The 20,134-nt window shown below is 38.4% G+C and carries 15 protein-coding genes; 6 read left to right on the forward strand and 9 right to left on the reverse strand.

The window, feature by feature from the left end; genetic code table 11:
• Positions 1–10: 10 nt before the first annotated feature.
• Entirely contained in the window at positions 11–247 is a 237-nt protein-coding gene (locus FTV17_RS07005) for a DUF2061 domain-containing protein (protein ID WP_035264169.1), read from the forward strand.
• A 131-nt stretch (positions 248–378) separates the two neighbouring features.
• Complete coding sequence (locus FTV17_RS07010; RefSeq protein WP_179998724.1) at positions 379–1,236, forward strand: LysR family transcriptional regulator; 858 nt, start codon at positions 379–381, stop codon at positions 1,234–1,236.
• A gap of 69 nt (positions 1,237–1,305) precedes the next feature.
• Here the strand turns inward: FTV17_RS07010 and FTV17_RS07015 are convergent, their stop codons facing one another.
• Positions 1,306–1,557, reverse strand: a complete 252-nt coding sequence (locus FTV17_RS07015) for a DUF2789 family protein (protein WP_035264173.1) — start codon at positions 1,555–1,557, stop codon at positions 1,306–1,308.
• Between the two features lie 184 nt (positions 1,558–1,741).
• Positions 1,742–2,392, reverse strand: a complete 651-nt coding sequence (locus FTV17_RS07020; RefSeq protein ID WP_179998725.1) for an HAD family phosphatase — start codon at positions 2,390–2,392, stop codon at positions 1,742–1,744.
• A 183-nt stretch (positions 2,393–2,575) separates the two neighbouring features.
• Here FTV17_RS07020 and FTV17_RS07025 point away from each other — a divergent pair, with 183 nt between their 5' ends.
• On the forward strand, positions 2,576–3,046 hold the full coding sequence (locus tag FTV17_RS07025) for an RNA pyrophosphohydrolase (RefSeq protein WP_035264177.1): 471 nt from the start codon (positions 2,576–2,578) through the stop codon (positions 3,044–3,046).
• A gap of 98 nt (positions 3,047–3,144) precedes the next feature.
• Positions 3,145–5,439 (forward strand): phosphoenolpyruvate--protein phosphotransferase, encoded by a 2,295-nt coding sequence (gene ptsP / locus FTV17_RS07030; protein WP_179998726.1) that lies wholly within the window; start codon positions 3,145–3,147, stop codon positions 5,437–5,439.
• 272 nt (positions 5,440–5,711) lie between these two features.
• On the opposite strand, the gene FTV17_RS07035 is transcribed toward ptsP, so the two are convergent.
• The 6 genes from FTV17_RS07035 to FTV17_RS07060 form a co-directional block, all read right to left on the reverse strand.
• On the reverse strand, positions 5,712–5,888 hold the full coding sequence (locus FTV17_RS07035) for a hypothetical protein (protein ID WP_179998727.1): 177 nt from the start codon (positions 5,886–5,888) through the stop codon (positions 5,712–5,714).
• 218 nt (positions 5,889–6,106) lie between these two features.
• Complete coding sequence (locus tag FTV17_RS07040) at positions 6,107–7,666, reverse strand: MBL fold metallo-hydrolase (RefSeq protein ID WP_179998728.1); 1,560 nt, start codon at positions 7,664–7,666, stop codon at positions 6,107–6,109.
• Positions 7,667–7,987: 321 nt separating this feature from the next.
• Positions 7,988–9,901, reverse strand: coding sequence for an ABC transporter permease (locus FTV17_RS07045; protein WP_179998729.1), 1,914 nt, complete (start codon positions 9,899–9,901; stop codon positions 7,988–7,990).
• Positions 9,898–11,070, reverse strand: a complete 1,173-nt coding sequence (locus FTV17_RS07050; RefSeq protein WP_179998730.1) for an efflux RND transporter periplasmic adaptor subunit — start codon at positions 11,068–11,070, stop codon at positions 9,898–9,900. The genes FTV17_RS07045 and FTV17_RS07050 overlap by 4 nt, the downstream gene beginning before the upstream one ends.
• Positions 11,071–11,277: 207 nt before the next feature.
• Positions 11,278–12,927 carry an acyl-CoA dehydrogenase family protein gene (locus FTV17_RS07055; RefSeq protein ID WP_179998731.1) on the reverse strand — a complete coding sequence of 550 codons (1,650 nt, stop codon included), beginning with the start codon at positions 12,925–12,927 and terminating at the stop codon, positions 11,278–11,280.
• 150 nt (positions 12,928–13,077) lie between these two features.
• Entirely contained in the window at positions 13,078–14,097 is a 1,020-nt protein-coding gene (locus FTV17_RS07060; protein WP_179998732.1) for an AraC family transcriptional regulator, read from the reverse strand.
• A 107-nt stretch (positions 14,098–14,204) separates the two neighbouring features.
• Between FTV17_RS07060 and FTV17_RS07065 the strand changes: the two genes are divergently transcribed.
• Positions 14,205–16,442 carry a fatty acid desaturase gene (locus tag FTV17_RS07065; protein WP_257219899.1) on the forward strand — a complete coding sequence of 746 codons (2,238 nt, stop codon included), beginning with the start codon at positions 14,205–14,207 and terminating at the stop codon, positions 16,440–16,442.
• Positions 16,443–16,868: 426 nt separating this feature from the next.
• Entirely contained in the window at positions 16,869–18,389 is a 1,521-nt protein-coding gene (locus FTV17_RS07070; RefSeq protein ID WP_179998733.1) for a catalase, read from the forward strand.
• A 47-nt stretch (positions 18,390–18,436) separates the two neighbouring features.
• On the opposite strand, the gene FTV17_RS07075 is transcribed toward FTV17_RS07070, so the two are convergent.
• Entirely contained in the window at positions 18,437–19,558 is a 1,122-nt protein-coding gene (locus FTV17_RS07075) for an MBL fold metallo-hydrolase (RefSeq protein ID WP_179998734.1), read from the reverse strand.
• Between the last annotated feature and the right edge of the window lie 576 nt (positions 19,559–20,134).

Below are 20,134 nucleotides of genomic sequence, written 5' to 3' on the forward strand. Positions count from 1 at the left end.
GGATGTTCACATGGCACATATTCAAAAATTTGTTGAAGATAATCAACGCATGTTCAAAAAAACATTAAGCTACTACATTATGCACATTACGGTAGCCATGATTGTAGGCTACCTTGTCACAGGCAGCATTTGGATGGCAATTACTTTAAGTTTACTTGAGCCTACTGTACAAGCCGTGGCTTATTTCATTCACGAACGCGTGTGGGAGAAAAAAACGATACAACAGGAAGAAAATATCGTCGCATAGTTTCACCTGTGATCCTCCTCATCTAAGCCGCACTATGCGGCTTTTTTTGCAACAGTTTATGAAGAATTACTTCGCAATAGATATAAATTTATTTTATAATTAAATAATATTTTCATAACCGAGTTTAAATTATGAATCTTGCTGCCTTTGAAGCTTTTATAAAAGTCATGGAAACGGGTTCGATTTCTATGGCAGCTGATCAACTATTTATCACTCAGCCCGCTGTCACCAAACGTATCCATAGTTTAGAAGATTATTTTGGTGTTAAATTATTTGAATCTGCTGGCCGAGGTGTACAAGCCACCCATGCGGCTCACTCCCTGCTTCCTAAAGTTAAAAATTGGTTAAATGAACTAGGTGATATTCATCACACCTTAAGCCACGACCAAAATCAGATTAAAGGAAAGCTCAAAGTTGGTACCAGCCATCACATTGGATTACATCATTTACCGCAACATTTAAAAAGCTATGTTCAGCAATATCCTGATGTGACATTAGATGTGCATTTTGTAGATTCAGAACAAGCTCATGAAAAAGTGTTAGCGGGTGATCTTGAACTGGCATTCTTAACCTTACCCCCAGTCCTAGATGATCGTTTAAAATATGTTCCTTTATGGAGTGATCCATTGGTCTTCGTTGCTGCAGTTTTTCATCCATTGGCAAATATGAAAAATTTAAGCCTTGAAGATCTCATGCAGTACCCAAGTTTATTACCTGCAGCTCAAACATATACAGCGCAGATCACCCTTGCAGAATTTGAAAAAAATGGATTAAAACCTAAAGTGTCCATGAGTAATAACCCGCTTGAATCCATTCGCATGTTGGCTTCTATTGGGTTAGGCTGGTCTGTCCTACCAAGTACTTTAGTCAATCAAGACTTAGTCAGGCTGGACATTAATTTAGAAATGCAGCGTCAATTGGGTATGGTTTGGCATCCGGGACGCACCCAATCTAAGGCAGCCAAGGCCCTGGTTGATTTAATGAAATAATTTCAGCACTCGTTATTTAAAAAGTCATCTAATCAGATGACTTTTTACTTTTTAAGACAAGTGAGCTACTTAAGCTTTTTTCTTCAATGAATCTTCATGTAAAGACTCATTGAGCTGATCGATAATTAATGCCCATGAACCATCTGAACATAATTTTTCTTTCAAAAATTGACGTTGACCTTCAGACCAAAAACTTGCTTCAGTCAAAAAGGTTTCAGCTTCTAACTGATGTGTTTCAATAAATTCTGCAATAGCTTGCTCGCTAGAATCCAATCCTAATTGCTCAAATAAGTTGGTCATTCTTGGCTCTGCATTTAGCATCCTGTATTCCTTATGATTTTGATTAATTTTAAGTTAATTGTTTCCGTATAAGATATCACCAAGCGATGAAAGCGTCTGTAAATTTATGCTGAATTTAATCTCAAGTTATTTCAATTCTAATCAATGAAAAAAAGCCATTGATACAATGGCTTTAGCAATTTTGAATTTTGAGAATAAAACTGTCTTAAATGGACCAGTCTTGGATATCCCAACCCTGCTCTTTAGCCAATGCTTCAAGACGATCATCTGGATTGACTGCAATCGCATGATCCGCATATTCCAATAAGAATCGATCATTAATAGAGTCTGAATATGCCCATGATTCAGTAACGTCTCGTCCCTCAAGCCATTGATCTAATCGTGCCAATTTACCTTTTTGATAACACGGAATATTAATGACTTTACCCGTATATTTACCATTAACCACTTCTGCATTGGTAGCAATAATTTCTGTAATACCAAATTCACGAAAAATAGGTGCAGTAATAAAATCTGACGTTGCGGTAATCCCTACTAATTGATGCCCAGCATCTTGATGACGTTGAATCGCTTTATAACCTTCAGGACGCATTTGAGGTCGAATCACTTTTTGCATAAAAAGCTGATGTAAGTCGGTCAAATACTCATTGTCATGTTGCGTTAAAAATTCAAATACGAATTCGTTGTAGGCAATTGGATCAAGTTGTCCCGCTTTGTAATCTTCATAAAATTTGTCATTCATGGCGCGATGTCGAACTGAATCAACCAAGCCTTCATTGACTAAAAACTCGCCCCAAGAATGGTCAGAGTCGGTATTTAACAAGGTGTGATCTAAATCAAACAACGCCAATTTCATGAAATTACTCGTTCAAACTGAAATTTAAGAAAAAAAATGTAAATCTATCTCCGCTAGTCGATAGAAATTCGTTAAGATCATAGCAATTTTAAAACATTATTACTTTGAACTGTTCGAGTTGGGCATAGAGAGTGGATGCCCCCGAACCCAAAGTCAACGAATTTAATAAATTTTAGGTGCCAAATGATCGACTCAGAAGGTTTCCGACCGAATGTCGGGATCATTTTGGCAAATGATATTGGACAAGTTTTATGGGCAAAACGCATTGGTCACAATGCTTGGCAATTTCCTCAAGGAGGCATCCAATTTGGTGAAACTCCAGAACAGGCACTTTTCAGGGAACTCCGTGAAGAAGTCGGGTTATTGCCGGAGCACGTCCAAATAATTGCTCAGACCGAAGGTTGGTTACATTATCGTTTGCCACTTCGCTACATCAGATCAGATTCTGATCCTGTGTGTATCGGACAAAAGCAAAAATGGTTTTTATTGAAATTAGTCGCGTCAACGAATCATATTCAGTTGAACTTAAATGATCCGCCAGAGTTTGATCAATGGCAATGGGTCAGCTATTGGTATCCACTAGGCCAAGTGGTGAACTTCAAAAAAGATGTTTACCGTCGTGCCATGTTGGAATTGTGTATGCATCTGCCATAGCATGATTTATATTAAACATTGAATTTAAATGTTTGATTTTTATTTCGACTATTTGAATAATCACCATAATTACATCCCTTTAAGAGGAGCACCGCTACATGTCGAACATGCAATTAGACTCTTTACGGCGCATTGTCCAAGAAATCAATGCGTCTGTCAGTTTGCATGATTCGTTAGAAATTATGGTCAACCAAATTTCTGAAGCAATGCATGTAGATGTGTGCTCTATTTATTTACTTGATGAACGTAACCAACGTTACGTTCTGATGGCTTCCAAAGGCTTAAATGCTGAATCTATTGGCAATGTCTCACTGCAGCTGGGTGAGGGTTTGGTCGGACTCGTTGGGCAACGAGAGGAAATCGTCAATATCGAGAATGCGTTTAAGCATGAGCGTTTCGCGTATTTTCCAGAAACAGGCGAAGAGATTTATAACTCTTTCCTTGGCGTTCCTGTCATGTATCGTCGAAAAGTCATGGGTGTTCTCGTAGTTCAAAATACTGAACCACAAGACTTTAGCGAAGCTGCTGAATCGTTTTTAGTCACACTTTGTGCACAACTTTCTGGCGTTATCGCGCATGCGCATGCAGTTGGAAATATCGATGTTTTCCGTAAGCCAAATAATTCTCCAACCTATAAAACATTTCAAGGATCATCAGGTGCAGGTGGTATTGCATTAGGTCGTGCACTTATTCTTTATCCACCCGCAGATTTAGGTTCAGTACCTGACCGCGAAGCTGAAGATATCAGTGAGGAGCTTGAATTACTCGATCATGCGGTTGATTCTGTTCGTAAAGAAATTCAATCACTTGATGAAAAAATGCAAGATTCTTTGATGTCTGAGGAACGTGCATTATTTAGCGTATTCTTGAGAATGTTGGATGAGAATGCCCTGCCTGCTGAAATCAAAGAGTTAATCCGTGATGGTCACTGGGCTCAAGGTGCAGTTAAACACGTTATAGATCGTCATGTGGCAATCTTTGCACAAATGGAAGACGATTATTTACGAGAACGTGTTGCAGACCTAAAAGACCTTGGGCGTCGTATTTTAGCAGCACTTCAAGAAGATGATCTGAGTCATCGTGAACTGAGCAATGACAGTATCATCGTGGGTGAAGAAATCAGTACGGCAGCATTGGTTGAACTTCCTGTCGATAAGATTGCAGCGATTGTGACGTCTGAAGGGGCTGCCAATTCACATATGGTGATTGTGGCACGTGCTTTGGGTATCCCCACAGTCGTTGGGGTCACCGAGCTTCCAGTAACCACACTTGATGATGTGGAAATGATTGTTGATGCCTATCAAGGACGTGTATTTATCAATCCACCACGCCGTTTACGTCAACGTTATCGTGACATCCAAAAAGAAGAAGAACAAATTGCCAAAGATCTTAAACAGTATGAAACCAAAGATGCCATCACTCCTGATGGTGTTGCAGTACGCTTATTTGTGAATACAGGTTTAATGATTGATGTCGTGCGTGGTGTACAACGTGGTGCCAAAGGTGTCGGACTCTATCGTTCAGAAATTCCATTTATGTTGCGTGATCGTTTCCCGGGTGAAGAAGAGCAACGGGCGATTTACCGTCAACAACTTAGTCACTTTGCCAATAAACCAGTCGTGATGCGTACTTTGGATATTGGTGCAGATAAAGATTTACCTTATTTCGAAATAGAAGAAGAAAACTCAGCATTAGGATGGAGAGGGATTCGTTTTACCTTGGATCATCCTGAGATTTTCTCTTCACAAATTCGTGCGATGTTAAAAGCCAGTGTTGGCTTGAATAATTTGCATATTTTGCTGCCAATGATCACCAGCGTCAGTGAAGTAGAAGAAGCGCTTTATATTATTGAGCGTGACTTAGCTGCGGTTCAGGAAGAAGAACAGGTTAAAATTAATCGTCCTAAAATTGGCATCATGGTGGAAGTACCTAGTGTTTTACTTCAAATTGGTGAGTTTGCAGAATTAGTTGATTTCTTCTCAGTGGGTTCGAATGATTTAATCCAATATTTTTTGGCAGTCGACCGTAATAACCCACGTGTATCGAGTGTTTATTCTCACTTCCATCCCTCAGTGCTTCGAGCATTGCAACGCTTAGTTCAAGAGTGTCATAAATATGACAAACCTGTCAGTATTTGTGGTGAAATGGCTGGCGATCCACTCTCAGCAATTTTACTGATGGCAATGGGCTTTAATACGCTTTCAATGAGTTCGAGCAATATTCTCAGAGTCCGTAAAGCAATTTGTCATGTTCCAATGGTAGATGCGGAAACACTTTTGGATGAAGTGGTGAAAATGAGTAATCCACTCATTGTGAAAAGTTGGATGGAGTATTATTTCCGTCATCATGGTTTAGCGGATATGGTGAAATCGAATCGTATTGTAAATGCCTAATATGAATCTCGGTTTAAGCAGAGAAAGAGCTGAGTAACAACATAATCAATTGGCTTTATTTTAATCGTCATGTTGATCGTAGCGATCTCGGTAATTCTATTTCATTTATATGTTAGTAAATCAAAAAGTAGTTCAAGACCCAATAAACCTATTTCAAATTATACGCTAGATCATGGTTTAACGATGAATTCTGAACACCAAATGAGCGAATCATCATATGTAGATATAGATTATGGTGGAAGTAGTGGTGGAGCAGACTAACCTTCACGTGTTTAGGCATATAAAAAAAGGAGATAATCATTCGAATATCTCCCTTTTTTGTGCTTGCTATAGCCACGTTTTGCATTTTTCTTACGATCTACAAAAACTTGGCTTTTGTTGACTTCATGCATATGTTTTGCCACAAAGTTGTGAATCACAACTTCTGGCAACGCTTTTTTCTTTGCCATTTTTTTATCACCTTCAGTTTATCCATCCTTCATGATGGGAAAGCGATATTACGCTTTTTTGTACATTATACAAGCAAATTCATAATGGTTTTTTCAATAACATTCATCGAATGCATACAATGTTTAAGATTAGCTCTGCCATTTTTCTATGTTAAATTGATCAAAAACTCGAGCACCCGAAGGTACTCTTACTCAGTATAGAAAGGACTAAATCATCATTATTTCGGTAGAAGACTAAATGTACCTCGATGATGATTAAATTTTCCATCTGGCATTGCGATATTTTGGTAAATGATCTTTTGCTTTTGATCGATGATCAGTACAACATTTTCTTTAGTCGCATCATCTGTCCAATACACCATAAACTGCTCAGGTCCAACCTGTGTGGCTAAATATTCAATATTGGCAGATGTATTTTGTCCTGATGTGATATTTAAAAGACTTTGGTCTTTGAATTCAAGACGCTGCGTTTGACCATTGATGTTTAACGCCAAAGTCTGTCCAATAGCGAAGAATGGTTTGTTCAATGCTTGTTGTAAACCGATGTCCTTGATTACACCTTTGACGCCTAGTATTTTGCCTTTAAGATGAATTATTCCATCATTCCCAGCAATGTTGGTGTAAACGACATCTCGATTATAATCTTGGATATGAACGACATTATCTCCTGATTTATCCTCATGCCAATAAACCATAAAAATATTTTTAGCAATTTCAACAGGTGTGTATTTTACCGCTTCAGAAAGATCTGGCCCAACTGCGCCACCGGCACCTGTAAAAGTTAGGTTCTGATGGTCTTTGACATCAAGATCAAATTTCAAACTCGTAAAATCGACTTGAATTTTTTGTCCTATTGGCGGATAAGGAGATGCAACTTTCCAATCGGTTTCTTTGGCAAATACTTGTGCAGACATTTTTAGCACTTCTTCACTCGACTCAAGATCTGGATACTTTGCTTTCATATATCCAAAAATCCCCTCCGAGCTTTGATTTTCAGTAACTGCTGTTTTAAAGTTCGTTAAATACCCTTTAATCCAATCCAATGGCTTAGGTGAAAAGTCACTTTTTACATAATGACCTGGGATCACTTTTTCAGGATTTAAACTCAGTATTTTATCAATTTGCTTCTTCCAAAGATCGATCCCTTGCACACCATTGGTATCGGCCATCCACAAATGCTCACCATAAGCGACCGAAATACCACCCAATGCCGTTTTTAAACTTGGAATCCATAAGAAACTATGTGAGGAATCTTCTGGATCAAGTTGGACTTGAATCTTTTGCCCATCTAATTCCATATATCCTGAATTTAAGGCTTCAGGAATAATAATCTTTTCAGGGGAATCGCCTTTTGCTAATTGTGGCTGCCAAACTGATAACTTATCTTCTTTAGAGGCTTGTATCAAATAAGCTGTCTGCGCGGTTGAAACAACCTTAGCATTTGGAAATGCTTTTAAAATTTCATTGGTTCCAAAATAATAGTCAGGGTCACTATGGGAAATATAAATATATTTTAAATTTTTACCTGATTTCTTAATCAGTTTGACTACGTCTTTAGCGTATTGATTCTGAAATTGAGCATCGACCAAAATAGCATCTTTTTTTCCTGAAATTAAAGTTGATGCAACGGCAAAAATAGCATCCTCTCCAGGAGTATAAGTCTGCAAAGTGAGTGGAGATGGATTTGATGAATCTTTTGGACTTTTATCATCAGAATCATTACAGCCACTTAAAGCAATGGTGGTCAAAAATAAACTAGTGGTTAGGAGTTTTGTCATATCAGCCTCATGAGATAAATTTATCTATGGTTCTTATTGATCTTTATTTTTTAAATAAGCTTTAAAGCAAAAGTGCCATATTTCCCCTCGTCATAGTGCTGATGTGGCAGTGCAACAAGGCGAATTAACAGCTTATTGAGGCAGAAGAAGGATGAGAAGTACTTACGGTTTAGTAAGTAAAAAAATCGAATTTTCAGTTAAAATATTAGACTGATTTGCAACAATAAATTCCACGATAAAAAATGTTAACTTTAGTATCTCGAGCTTTGAATGCCTCTTAATACAGACAATACTCAATGAACAGCCATCTCTAATTTTTTCTTATTCATGGGCTAAGGCTTCTATTGGTTTTAAGTTTGCAGCACGTTTAGCGGGCATATAACCAAAGATCAAACCAACCAACGTTGAAAATAGCAGTGCGATAATAGCAACTGACCATGAAAATACCATCTTATAATCTGAGCTAATCGCATTAAAAATAAAACTGGCCAACAAGGCGATCGCAACGCCAATTACGCCACCAATTAAACATAAAACTGCAGATTCAATCAAAAATTGAGCCTGCACATCACTTTGGCGAGCACCAACTGCTATTCGTAAGCCAATTTCCTTAATTCGCTCGGTCACAGAAACGAGCATGATATTCATCACACCAACGCCACCTACGACCAATGAAATAAAGGCTACTGCAGAAATAAAGAAAGTCATCGTTCCTAAATATTTTTCAAAGGACTTCATAGACTCATCGCTGTTATATATATCAAAATCCTCCACACCATGACGAGCAATCAATAGTTGCCTCACTTTCTTTTCGGCTTTCACTGAGTCAGTATTTTGATGTAGTACCGCAGTCAGCAGATTGACATTATCACTACTTGAAATTTGTGACATCAATACATTATAAGGCATCCAAATTTGTGAAGAACCTGAGCTATATTGAGGTTCAGCGATTCCAACAACTTCATAAGAACGCTTATTAAATAACACTGTTTTACCTAAAGCTAATTTTTGCTGTCCAAATAACTTTTCAGCAGCTTGCTTATCAATCACTACGATTTGGGAACGCTGTTCAACATCGCTCTGTGTAAAAAAGCGACCATGTTGAACTTTCATGTTTCTAATTTTTAAATAAAAACCATCTGCACCTGTTGCACTCACATCAATATTACGATTTTGATAAATCATGTTCCCACTTAAACTGACATGTGGAGAAACATGGATAATTTCTTTCATCTCATTGAGTGCATTTAAATCATCCATATTTAAACGGCTGGCAGATGCAGCTAAAGCTGTTCCACCCGGATAAATCTCAAGTGTTGCTGTTTTCAATCCCCCCCAATCATTCAAAAATTTTTCTTTTGCTCCATTGCCAATGGCAATGACAATGGTGACTGAGCAAATGCCAATAATAATCCCTAGCATGGTCAAAAATGACCTTAAACGATTGGCGAAAATTGAGTGCAAAGACATTTTCATCGCTTCATACACTTGGGAAACAAAGCTGAATTTCATGTCCGCATGAAAAGCTTTTGATGGAGAAACTTGCCCTAAAGATTTACGCTGCGTATCCGAAAGAATGCGTCCATCTTTAATCTCAATCACACGATCTGCACGTTCTGCAATACCTTTATCATGAGTGACTAAAATAATCGTATGCCCTTGACGGTGTAGATCTTCCAAAATTTGCAAGACCATCTCACCACTTTCAGAATCCAAAGCGCCTGTGGGTTCATCGGCTAAAATAACCTCACCACCATTCATAAGCGCGCGGGCAATACTGACTCGTTGCTGCTGTCCACCCGACATTTCATTGGGTTTATTGTCACTCTTATCAGCTAAACCGAGCTGAGCTAAAAGTTTCATTGCTCGATCTGCACGGTTTTCTGCATTCAAATTTGAATAAATCGCGGGCAAGGCGACATTCTCTAACGCAGATAAAGCATTTAATAAATTATAGCGTTGGAACACAAACCCAAAACTTTTTAAACGTAACGATGAAAGCTCATCATTACTCAATAAGGAAATATCTTGTCCACGAAACAGAAACTGTCCTGAAGAGGCTTGATCCAAACATCCAAGTAAATTCATTAAAGTAGACTTACCTGAACCTGATTGACCAATAATCGAAATAAACTCACCCTGTTCAATACTGAGACTGACATCTTTTAGGATGTGTTGTTGATTATTTTCTGGACCTACAAATTTATTTATTTTTTTTAATTCAATCAAACTCATTGATTATCGCCTGATGTATTCGCACTATCGTCAGGTACCTCTGCCAAAATTTTTTCACCCAACTTTAAACCAGCCTTGATTTCAATATCATTTGAGTCAGAAATTCCAGTCATGACTTTTCTTGGTTGAGGTTTTGCATCAGGTTGATAGAGGTAAACCATGGCATCTGATCCATATCCAATCACCGTTGTTTTCGGAATTTTTAGCACATTCTTTTTTTGATTTACAATAATGTCATTTTGGGTTGTCATACCGATACTGAGTTTACGCTCAGGGTTGTCCACCAACATTCTTGCATAGTAGAACACTGCTGCATTCGCATTTTCATTTTTGTCGTCGTAAGTTCCTTTGGTCAGGGTCGTTAAAGCAGGATCAATACTTTGAATCACACCATCTAATTTCATATTGGGGTCTGCCAAAGTGCTAAATTTAACTGGCATGTTTTCTTTTAATTTAGTGTAGTCACCTTCTGCGACCTGCATTCGAATTTCCATCTTATTCAAGTTGGCAATCGTCGCGATCAAAGGTGTCGTTTGTGCAAAGTTAATGGTTTGACCAGCTTCAACAGGCATGGAAACCACGGTACCCGTCAATGGGGAGCGAATCTGTGTGTAGCCCAATTCAGTTTGTGCTGTATTCACATTAATCTGTAATTGTTTCAGCCGATATTCATTTGACTCAACATCTGCAATCGCTTGTTTAAGCTGATTATTCGCCTGTTCGAGCTCTTCACGAGAGCCTGCTTCAGCTTTGTATAAGGTTAATTTACGCTGATAGTTTTGTTTTAAAGTTTGTAAAGCGACACATTTCGCTGCCAAGTCTGCCTTCGCAGCTTCAAGTTCGGCTTTACTGGTATTGAGCTTGTCCAACTGAGTTGTCGAGTCAATTTCAGCGATTAATTCGCCTTTTTTTACATCCTGTCCTAACTTGATATACAGCTTTTGAATTTGACCTGAGACTTGCGCACCCACGGATACAATATCGGATGCATAAATTTCACCTGTGGCTTTAACAATCTGCGTTAGATCACCTTGAGTGACTTCAACGGTCTGCGGTTCTGGCTGTTTTTTTTGTGCCTGAATATAGAAATAAACAGAAAGCGCTAAAGCAACCAATACCACTAAGACCAAAAAATACTTTAATTTTTTTGATTTTTTTTGCATTTGCATAATAACGAATAATCTTTATTGAGGAGATAACTTTTGATCAACATGTTTTATTCACTTTAATATGATCAAAATTTAAAAATTTTTAATGACACGATTCTAGTGAATTCTATTTTTTCACACTGTCGTACTTATTTATTTTTATGTATCGATAACAGCCAACCGCGTCTATGTGTTGGCTGTCTATCAGAAAAGGGTTTTGGAAAATAATTAAGCGGCAAATGCTCGATTTAAAATTGAAGTCACATCTACTTGTTTAGGATCAAGCATTCCCACCACTTGACCATGAAATTTTTGATACCGCGTCGCAATAAAAGCATTGGCAATAAAATCTGGTGCATAACGTTTCAGCAATACTGCTTGAGAGAGCACAACCAAACGACTGACTAAGCTTCTCCCCATAAATTGTAAATCATCAGGTTCCTGATGAAATAATCTAAACAGTCCCTGCAACTCTTCATTAAGTATTTTGTCGTGACTTGCAGTAGATGCTAAATCTTTAAATAAATGCTCGATTGATTCAGGATCACGTGAAATAGCACGAAGCACATCGAGACACATGACATTACCTGACCCTTCCCAAATGGTGTTTACAGGTGCTTCTTTAAAGAGACGAGCCATGATGCCATGTTCAACGTAGCCATTACCACCAAAGACTTCCATCATTTCACCAGTCATTTCTACTGCTCTTTTACAAACCCAAAATTTTGCTGCTGGTGTCATGATACGTTTCCATGCCAAACAAAGTTCACTGTCATGTTCATAACAATGAGCCAAATGGAAACTCAACTGCATTGCCGCTTCAGTTTCTAAAGCAAGATCTGTGAGCACAGACCGCATTAATGGTTGCTCAATGAGTCTCTTACCAAATGCTTGACGTTGACGAGTATAGGCAATGCTTTGTACTAGGGCCTGACGCATAATGCCACTTGAACCTACCGCACACGTTAATCGGGTATAATTCGCCATTTCAATAATCGTTGGAATGCCGCGTCCAGCCTCCCCCATCATAATGCCCCAAGCTTCTTTAAATTCGACCTCAGAGCTGGAGTTGCTGCGATTTCCAACCTTCTCTTTGAGTCGTTGAATATGAATCGTATTTTTTGTGCCATCTTCCAACCAACGCGGAACAAAGAAGCACGCCAATCCATCATGCTCAGTTTTAGCAACAACCAAATGTGCATCGCACATAGGTGCTGAAAAAAACCATTTATGCCCAGTTAGTAAATAGGCTTGTCCTCTTCCAGACGGCCCAATTGGAACAGCTGTCGTTTCATTAGCACGCACATCAGAACCTCCCTGCTTTTCAGTCATGCCCATTCCAATCCAAATCGATTTTTTCTGAGCAATTGGTAAATCGCGTTCATCATATTCAGTGGATAAAAGTTTATCTCCTAGCTTTTTCCACAGCTCCGGTTCTTTTTGAATTAATGGAATGCTGCCCAAGGTCATTGAATTTGGACATAAGTTTCCACACTCCACTTGACCACTGAGGAAGAATTTTGCTGCCCAATCCACCCAACCAGATTCTTGAGTGAAATTTAGAAAAGGATGTGCATGAACCGCATATTTACGATTTAACGCCATCCATTTGTGCCATGAAGGATGAAATTCAACAAAATCTGCCCGTCTACCTCGAGCATCAAAACTATGTAAAATAGGAGGATGTTTATTGGCAAGATCAGCATGGTGATAAAAGCTTTCACAACCTACGACTGCACCAAATTCACTTAAATGGACTGAGTTTCTACTGCCATAACGCTGTAAGATTTCTTGTAAGATTGGATCTGTTGTATATAGATTGTAATCTTGAAGCTCATCAAATTGATTATGTATTTGATGTGTCATCCATGCCGACATAAACGCACCCTCTTTGGAATTTTTATCTATAACTTGATTATTTATATTTTCGAGTATAGCTTTTGAAAGTAGATTATCTAGTGCAAATGATGACCTGAATTGTCATTAAATTTTATTAACGTCTTAATATGATCTCAGTATTGTGTTCTGCTATTGTTGCATCATCTTTCGATATTTTGCTGGTGGCATACCCTTACAGCGCTTGAATGCTCTAGAAAAAACAGATACTTCCGCATAACCCAACCGTTCAGAAATTTGATCTATTGTGAGATCAGTACCCAGCAATAAATCATCTGCCAAATCCTCACGTAAATTTTTAACCAATTGGTGAAACGTAATCCCTTCATTGGCTAAATTGCGCTGAATGGTACGAACATTGACAGCTAAAGCTTTGGATATATCTTCAATCGTCGGCATTTGTGATGCATTCTTTAATAAAAACTCGCGTATTTTTTTACTATAGTCCCCTAAGCTTTTTCGGCGTCGAAATACATGCTCACACTCTTTCTGGTAACGCATAAAAGTGAAGTCATCAGCTTGACGCAATGGGGTAAGCAACAATTCAGATTGAATCGTGATTCGACTTTGTGGTTTCTCATAGAAAATAGGATAACCAGTTAATTCTTCTATCTGATTTGCATAGCAAGGCTTGGCCATGGCTAAATCTATCTGAAATGGTAATTGAGCACCAAGAATGTCATTTTGAAGTGTGATGATAGTCGCAATATCTCTTTCTAAAATAAATAATTGCATATCAGCACTTAGGTCATGATGAAATAAATTTAAATGTGTAAATTCACCATCTTCTTGCAAAGCCACATCAGAAAAAATTGCACCTAATTTTAGATACCGTATCGCAATCAACAACGCTTCTCTGACATTGGCACTACTTAAAATTGCAAATCCCCAAGCCCCTAATGTGGTGGTGTGATGTCGAAGCCCAGCTTCGAGCGCAATGGGATGTTCATCAGAGATTAGATTCAGAATATTTCTGATGATCTGTAATTCATTTCGCTCTTGGATTTCAAAATTTTCTTGATAAAGATCCTGTTTCGTCAGTTGTGTATTTTCTAGGCATTGCTCAAAAGTAATACCGTAGCTTTCAGCAACATGACATAGTACCCGAGCTGTATTCGCTTCCCTTAAAAACTTCCATGAATTAAGCATCATTGTTCGCGTTTTTATTTGTCATCTAATGTCAAATTTAACTGTTTAATTATCATTCTACAAGTGAATTCAATCTCTTATATTCATAAAAAAAGAAAATGGAATTTTTTATGAACATGTATGCCAATCTTGCTGAGGAACAGCAAAGCCTGGTCAATGAACTCACGGCGTTATATCAAAAAACCAAAGCCGAGATGAACGACCAAGATATTGATCATATTCGAAATGTTGCTGCATATTCAAAGGCTATAAAATTACGCAGTGAGCAACTTATTCGTGAATGTGTAAGTTTAGAATCTTGGGGACGGGGCATTATTCTGGGTTGTTTACACACCCTACTCGAATTTTCAGAGCTCGGTCATAACATCATGCACGGAAGTTATGATCACCTCCCCCAAGCAACCGAGTTTCATTCAGAACGCTGGGTATGGGACTTTGTGACTGATCCTCGTGAATGGCGCGTCATGCATCATCAAAATCATCATCCATTTACCAACATCGTCGGCAAAGATCATGATTTAGGGTATTCCTTTTTAAGAAGCTTGGCAGGTCAAAGCTGGTACGGGCATCACAGTGTTCAATTGCTGATTTACAGTGCGCTGATGATCACTCCATCCTACTATTTCACACTCTATACAGCCACATCAGCAGCACGTACAGAAGGTCGAAAGATCCTTTCCAAAGAAACCTTTACTCAATCACTTCGTCTCATAAAAGCTCATGCTCAAAAACAGTTTATTGAAGCACCAGTTGCTGCAAAATGGTCAAAAAAAATACCTGTTTTTATCGGAAATTATCTTACAACGACGATAGGCTATGGTTTTTTACTTCATATCCTCTTCTTAGAACATCACGCTGAAAATTTGGAGCTTTATTCAGATCCTGGACCTGATGAGACGCAAGAAGAATATTTCATACGACAGATTAAAAGTACCACCAATTTTATCCCATATGCACCGCTGGATCAGTTTCTCAAAAAGATCCTTGATGATGAGGTCCCGTATCCAAATCCACCTCCATTTGAAATCTTTTATGGCGGATTAGATACACATCTTGAGCATCATTTATTTCCAGATTTAGCATGTAATCGTCAAAGACAAATCAAAGCTGTAGTACGTAGTATTTGTGAAAAATATCAATTGCCTTATCACAATTCACCCATGGAAGAGCTGATTCCAGCGATACCGCTCAGCCTCATCAAAAGAACTCTACCTTTTGGTAATCAAGAAAAAAATAACCCTTTCAAATTACTCATTCGACCAAAAGAATTTCTAAAACGTATCAAACGAGGAATTCAATATCAGCCACCCTCAACCATGACATATTTACACAAGCCACAGTTCTATAATGCGTCGGCAAAAGTTGTACAAGTCGAAATAGAGCTTAATGGTCAAGTCAAAACACTCAAACTGAGCAAGCCTCAAGGCTGGGAACATTTAAAATGGCAGGCAGGTGCATTTATTTCATTAAGCTTTGAAATAAATGGGCAAACTTATATTCGTCAATACAGCTTATTGCATGAAAGCCAAAGCGCAGATGGCTATTTTGAAATAGCAGTGAAACGTACACCTGCTGGCATTGTTTCTCACTATATTCATGATCATGTTCCTGTAAATACAGAGGTGAAGATTGTAAGTCCACCACAATCTACACCCGATTTTGTTTTAGACACCCTCCCGCCGAAGTTAATCTTTATCGCAGCAGGAGTCGGTATTACACCAATTTTAAGTATGTTAAGAAAATATCATCGTATCGAAAGTAAAGCTGAAGCTCATTTGTTTTACTTTAACCATGATGAAAATTCTATTTTGTTTGAAAATGAGATTCGTCAAATCGCGAAGTATTCAAATTTGAATGTTCACTTCATCTGCTCCAAAGTTCAGAACGAGTCGGCATCTGATTTACGACAAGGACGTTTTAGTCTTGAAATTTTCCAACCTTATATTCGAGATTTTAAATGCCAACACGTATATGCCTGCGCCCCTCAAGCATTAATCGATTCTGCTCGCCAACAACTTATTCAAGCAGGCGTTAAAGCAGCAGCATTTCACACAGAAAATTTTAAACCTGCTCCTCTCAGTTTTGAGTCTGATGGTGTTACACGTCGAGTAATTTTCAAAAAAAGTAATACAAGTATCGACATTCAAGGGAATGTCACTTTACTTGAAGCCGCGCGTCAAGCTGGTTTAAAACTGCCAAGCGGTTGTCAACAAGGTTTATGCAAAGCCTGTGTATGCACTAAATTGGAAGGTCAAACTCAGTTAGAAGTTGATTCATCCACTATTCAACATCGCATTACGCTATGCAACACTGTGGCTCGCTCACCAATCATTGTGCTTGATGTTTAACAAAGATTCTTAAGTTAATCGCCGTCATGAAGTAATCATGCAATGCTTCATGACAGCACGATTCAAACACTTAAACAACCAAACCTATGATTCATATCCAAAAATTGCACAACCAAAACCTTACTGTAAATCATCGTTAAATCCTTTTAACCTGAACCAAATATTCTATTGGTGAATATTCAAATAAACCCTTAATTTATATGAGGGTAATTGGAATTTTATTTACAAATTAAACACTCCAATTGAACGCATCATGATTTATGATGAATTTGTAAACTCAATAAAACACACATTCTTGTCACAATGTTGCTTTAGAATGATCAAACAAAACGGTTCATGTCTCTGGTATTGGAAGCGCTAGATCTTATAAAAGTGAATGCTCAGCCAACCATCAAGAAAGACATATATTATAAATGGAGAATGAATATGAGCGATGACTCAAAAAAATGTCCTGTCACCCACTTAACAACTGATGCTGGTGCTCCTGTAGTAGACAACCAAAACAGTATGACAGCAGGTGCACGTGGTCCTTTACTTGCACAAGATTTATGGCTGAATGAAAAATTAGGTAACTTTGTTCGTGAAGTGATTCCTGAGCGTCGTATGCACGCGAAAGGTTCTGGGGCATTTGGCACCTTCACTGTTACCCATGATATTACGCAATATACTCGCGCTAAATTATTCTCTGAAATCGGTAAAAAAACCGATATTTTTGTGCGCTTCTCTACAGTTGCTGGCGAACGTGGTGCAGCAGATGCTGAACGTGATATCCGCGGTTTCGCAATGAAATTCTACACTGAAGAAGGTAACTGGGATTTAGTAGGTAATAACACTCCAGTTTTCTTCTTACGTGATGCGCGTAAGTTCCCTGACTTAAACAAAGCAGTAAAACGCGATCCTAAAACCAACAAACGTAGTGCAACCAACAACTGGGATTTCTGGACTTTACTTCCAGAAGCATTACATCAAGTGACGATTGTCATGTCAGACCGCGGTATCCCAGATGGTTACCGTCACATGCATGGTTTTGGTAGCCATACCTTCAGTTTTATCAATGCCAACAACGAACGATTCTGGGTTAAATTCCATATGCGCACGCAACAAGGCATTAAGAATTTAACTGATGCAGAAGCTGAAGCGATTATTGCGAAAGATCGCGAAAGTTCTCAAACTGACTTATTTGATGCGATTGAACGTGGTGATTTCCCAAAATGGAAAATGTACGTCCAAATCATGCCTGAGTTAGATGCAGAGAAAGTTCCATATCACCCATTTGACTTAACCAAAGTATGGCCTAAAGGGGACTATCCTTTGATCGAAGTCGGTGAATTCGAACTTAATCGTAACCCTGAAAACTACTTCCAAGACGTAGAACAAGCTGCCTTTGCTCCAAGTAACTTAGTGCCAGGCATCAGCTTCTCACCTGACCGTATGCTTCAAGCACGTCTGTTCAACTATGCAGATGCTGCACGCTACCGTGTTGGTGTTAACCATTATCAAATTCCAGTGAATGCACCGCGTTGCCCTGTTCACTCAAACCGTCGCGATGGTCAAGGCCGTATTGATGGTAACTATGGTGCTTTACCACACTATGAACCAAATAGCTTCAGCCAATGGCAGGAACAACCGCAATATAAAGAGCCACCATTAAAAATTTCTGGTGCGGCAGATTTTTGGGATTATCGCGAAGATGACAATGACTATTTCAGTCAACCACGCGCATTATTCAATCTCATGAATGATCAGCAAAAACAGGCTTTATTTGACAATACAGCCGCAGCGATGGGCGATGCATTAGATTTCATCAAATACCGCCATATTCGCAACTGCTATGCATGTGACCCAGCCTATGGCGAAGGTGTTGCTAAAGCATTAGGCATGACTGTCACTGATGCACAAGCCGCTCGTGCAACTGACCCAGCACAAGGAAATCCTGGCTTACTTTAATTAATATCTCCATAAAAAAAACCGCTGTTATCAGCGGTTTTTTTTATTCAAACAATTAGTTTTTTACCTTCCCGAATACAATAAAATGGACTGATAAATTTAGATGCGTTTTTCATCGCTTGGTGTAGATCCAACTCAGGTTGATTCCGATCTTCATCTGTTAACTGAAAAGTACGATAGTGAATCGCTAGTGAACGTTTGGCGTGTAAATCTTTATGTGCTTGGAATGCATCAGCAGGATTCATATGTAAATATTGCATCAATGCTCTTGGTTCATATGCACCGATTGGCAGTAAAGCAATCCTTGGTGCACCTAAGCGTTGGTGGATTTCTTTAAAATGATGCGCATAGCCTGTATCACCAGCAAAGTAACAATGACCATGCTCAGATAAAATTGAAAAACCACCCCATAATGCAAGATTTTGATCACGAAGCCCTCGACCAGAACCATGTTGGGCAGGCGTATAGACAATCTTAAAATCTTTAAATAAGGCAGACTGCCACCAATCCATCTCAATCACATGAAATGCTTTCGGCAAATAAGCTGCATTTCCTAGACCTGTGTAGATCGGCATAGCAAACTTTTGATGTAGCCAATTCAAACTCGCCAAATCCATATGATCATAATGATTATGGCTGAGTAATACCGCATGAATCTGGGGTAAATCCTCAAGTGCAATCCCTGCAGGGATAACACGTTTCGGCCCACGCCCATGCTTTGGACTTACATAATCTGCCCATACAGGGTCCGTTAAGAAGTTATATGGACCAATTTGAATTAAAACTGTGGCATGACCTACAAACCAGACTTGCCAATCTTCTAAATCGGCATGCGGACGAGCCTCAGGCTTAGCACGTTTGGTTTGAATAAAGTCCTGTTGCTCTTTCGCAAAATCACCTTGCCATGTAAAGCTTTTTCGAGCCATCAACCATTTGTATAAATTCCACTGATTAAGTTGTGCTGGACGTGGCTCCTGATTAATGAATCTTTGACCATTGTGGTGATCCATTGAAACCAATTTGAGTTTTGGTTTAAACCACACATGCCGAATACAATCTTCAGTCTTTAATTGATAGTGCAGATTTGAATCCTGCGGCTTCCGTCCAACAACAAGTGTAGACTCTGGATTACTCGAAGTCGTTGTTGGAATATCAGTCAAATTAGACATAATAAATGTAAGCACCTTAAACCGAAGCGATTTTGAAATAGTTGATTATTCAGTTATATAAATAGATTATGTTCATCATCCATTCGAATTTTTCAATCAAGTTTTTAAAAGATACACTGTGCGTGTTTCATTTTAGACAACATCAATTTCAATTCTTATGATGTGGTTGCAATTTCACCAATAAATTGTGAATTAGACCACCGATCATCCCTATATTACTCATCATATACAACTCAGACTTTCTTTTTGTTTATGATTTTGTTGTTTTTTTCTGATTTATGCATTTTTTTTAAGCATGCATAGATAGATTAAATTGAAGAAATTAATATTTGTTTTTAATGTCATTTAACGCTGAACATCTGATCACTCAAAGCTTCAACATACTTTTCTCAACATTATTATTTTTCAGCTACTTAAAGTTGAAACACTTAGTTTCAACTTTAATGGATACAATCTTATCTAAACCTATACAAATCAAACACTCATTCACGATGTGAGTTAACTCTTGTAATGTAAAATTTCTATCCAAGTAAGAAATTAAATGCATGTAAATTTTAAAATATAAAAAAATGCTTC

It is taken from the genome of Acinetobacter sp. YH12239, assembly GCF_013417635.1.
GTDB lineage: Bacteria > Pseudomonadota > Gammaproteobacteria > Pseudomonadales > Moraxellaceae > Acinetobacter.

Coding starts and splice junctions, on each gene's coding strand:
- FTV17_RS07005 (WP_035264169.1), top strand. CDS start 11: ATGGCACATATTCAAAAATTTGTTGAAGATAATCAACGCATGTTCAAA.
- FTV17_RS07010 (WP_179998724.1), top strand. CDS start 379: ATGAATCTTGCTGCCTTTGAAGCTTTTATAAAAGTCATGGAAACGGGT.
- FTV17_RS07015 (WP_035264173.1), bottom strand. CDS start 1,557: ATGCTAAATGCAGAGCCAAGAATGACCAACTTATTTGAGCAATTAGGA.
- FTV17_RS07020 (WP_179998725.1), bottom strand. CDS start 2,392: ATGAAATTGGCGTTGTTTGATTTAGATCACACCTTGTTAAATACCGAC.
- FTV17_RS07025 (WP_035264177.1), top strand. CDS start 2,576: ATGATCGACTCAGAAGGTTTCCGACCGAATGTCGGGATCATTTTGGCA.
- ptsP (WP_179998726.1), top strand. CDS start 3,145: ATGTCGAACATGCAATTAGACTCTTTACGGCGCATTGTCCAAGAAATC.
- FTV17_RS07035 (WP_179998727.1), bottom strand. CDS start 5,888: ATGGCAAAGAAAAAAGCGTTGCCAGAAGTTGTGATTCACAACTTTGTG.
- FTV17_RS07040 (WP_179998728.1), bottom strand. CDS start 7,666: ATGACAAAACTCCTAACCACTAGTTTATTTTTGACCACCATTGCTTTA.
- FTV17_RS07045 (WP_179998729.1), bottom strand. CDS start 9,901: ATGAGTTTGATTGAATTAAAAAAAATAAATAAATTTGTAGGTCCAGAA.
- FTV17_RS07050 (WP_179998730.1), bottom strand. CDS start 11,070: ATGCAAATGCAAAAAAAATCAAAAAAATTAAAGTATTTTTTGGTCTTA.
- FTV17_RS07055 (WP_179998731.1), bottom strand. CDS start 12,927: ATGTCGGCATGGATGACACATCAAATACATAATCAATTTGATGAGCTT.
- FTV17_RS07060 (WP_179998732.1), bottom strand. CDS start 14,097: ATGATGCTTAATTCATGGAAGTTTTTAAGGGAAGCGAATACAGCTCGG.
- FTV17_RS07065 (WP_257219899.1), top strand. CDS start 14,205: ATGAACATGTATGCCAATCTTGCTGAGGAACAGCAAAGCCTGGTCAAT.
- FTV17_RS07070 (WP_179998733.1), top strand. CDS start 16,869: ATGAGCGATGACTCAAAAAAATGTCCTGTCACCCACTTAACAACTGAT.
- FTV17_RS07075 (WP_179998734.1), bottom strand. CDS start 19,558: ATGTCTAATTTGACTGATATTCCAACAACGACTTCGAGTAATCCAGAG.